1 protein-coding gene and 1 pseudogene are annotated in these 1,396 nt (G+C 41.9%); both read left to right on the top strand.

The features are described from left to right. Positions 1 to 79 precede the first annotated feature (79 nt). Complete coding sequence (gene proB / locus V7659_RS25760) at positions 80 to 1,192, top strand: glutamate 5-kinase (protein WP_335542953.1); 1,113 nt, start codon at positions 80 to 82, stop codon at positions 1,190 to 1,192. A gap of 6 nt (positions 1,193 to 1,198) precedes the next feature. Continuing rightward, positions 1,199 to 1,396: pseudogene (gene proA / locus V7659_RS25755) on the top strand (glutamate-5-semialdehyde dehydrogenase); the annotation flags it as partial.

Below are 1,396 nucleotides of genomic sequence, written 5' to 3'. Positions count from 1 at the left end.
CGCGGAAAGCGAAGTGCCTGGAACGGAAATCAACAGACAAGTTTACCACAGCCTATTTTAAAAGAAGGGTTAGAGGGAAATGAAAAAACAGTTGGTGGTTGTAAAAATTGGGAGCAGTTCACTTACGAATGCCTCAGGGACAATTTCTGAAGAAAAAATACGTGACCATGTTGAGGCACTTGCTTTTTTAAAAGAACAGGGCCATGATGTTTTACTTATATCATCTGGGGCTGTAGCCGCGGGATTCGGTTCTCTTGGTTATCCCACCCGTCCCAAAACTGTTTCTGGGAAACAAGCAGCGGCTGCTGTTGGTCAAGGGCTTCTGATGCAAAAGTATATTCAGTTGTTTAACGAGTTTAGTATCGTACCGGCCCAAATCCTATTAACACGTGAAGACTTTTATAGCCAGGTCCGGTTTCATAACCTCTTTAATACGATTCAGGAGTTACTTCAAAAAGGTGTGATCCCGATTATCAATGAAAATGATTCGGTGGCAATTGAGGAATTGACTTTCGGTGACAACGATATGTTGTCTGCTCTTGTAAGTGGCTTTTTACATGCCAATGCACTAATGATCTTAACCGATGTGAATGGTTTATATGATGGCAATCCAAAAACGTCAAAGGAAGCTAAGAAATATCATTTTATTCCCGAAATATCTGAAAGCCTTCTAGGAGTTGCCGGAGAAGCCGGTTCTTCGGTAGGAACGGGTGGAATGAAGTCAAAATTACTAGCTTCAAAAAAAGCTCTTTCCCTCGGGGTCAGTGTCTTTGTCGGCACAGGTAAAGGAAAGGAAAAACTGGTGGATATTTTAGCTGGTAAAGGGGATGGGACGTATATTGGCGGGCCCTTCCAAACGCAAATGCAAATGAGGAAGCAATGGATCGCCTACCACTCACAGGTCGGCGGTGTAATCGAAATTGATGATGGGGCAGTGAATGCAGTGTTGTTTCAAGGTAAAAGTCTACTGCCAGTGGGAGTGACGAATGTAATAGGCGAGTTTAATGCCTTAGATGTGGTCGTGGTCCGCAATCAAAAAGGGAGAATCGTCGGGAAAGGCCAAAGCTACTATTCTTCTAAGAATCTACAAAAAGTAAAAGGCTTGCCAAGTGAACAATCCAAAGATTATTCGATTAACAAAAAAGCAGAAGTGATTCATCGTGATAATTGGGTTACAATGCCAAAGGAGTGAAAATGGATGAGTGAATTATTAGAAAAAGCCAGCAAATTAAAAAATGCTTCTAAACAATTGGGGATGCTGTCAACTGAAGACAAAAATGCAGCGTTGTTAACGATGGCGGACCATCTATTGACGGAGAAAGAGTGGTTAATCGCCGAAAACGCCAAGGATATTAAAGCAGGAAAAGAAAATGGATTCTCAGAATCACTATTGGAT

Source organism: Neobacillus drentensis (assembly GCF_036966985.1).
GTDB classification, from domain to species: Bacteria; Bacillota; Bacilli; order Bacillales; family Cytobacillaceae; genus Neobacillus; species Neobacillus drentensis_E.
The sequence above is the reverse complement of the archived record's forward strand: the minus strand, read 5'-3'. Positions and strand labels throughout refer to the sequence as shown.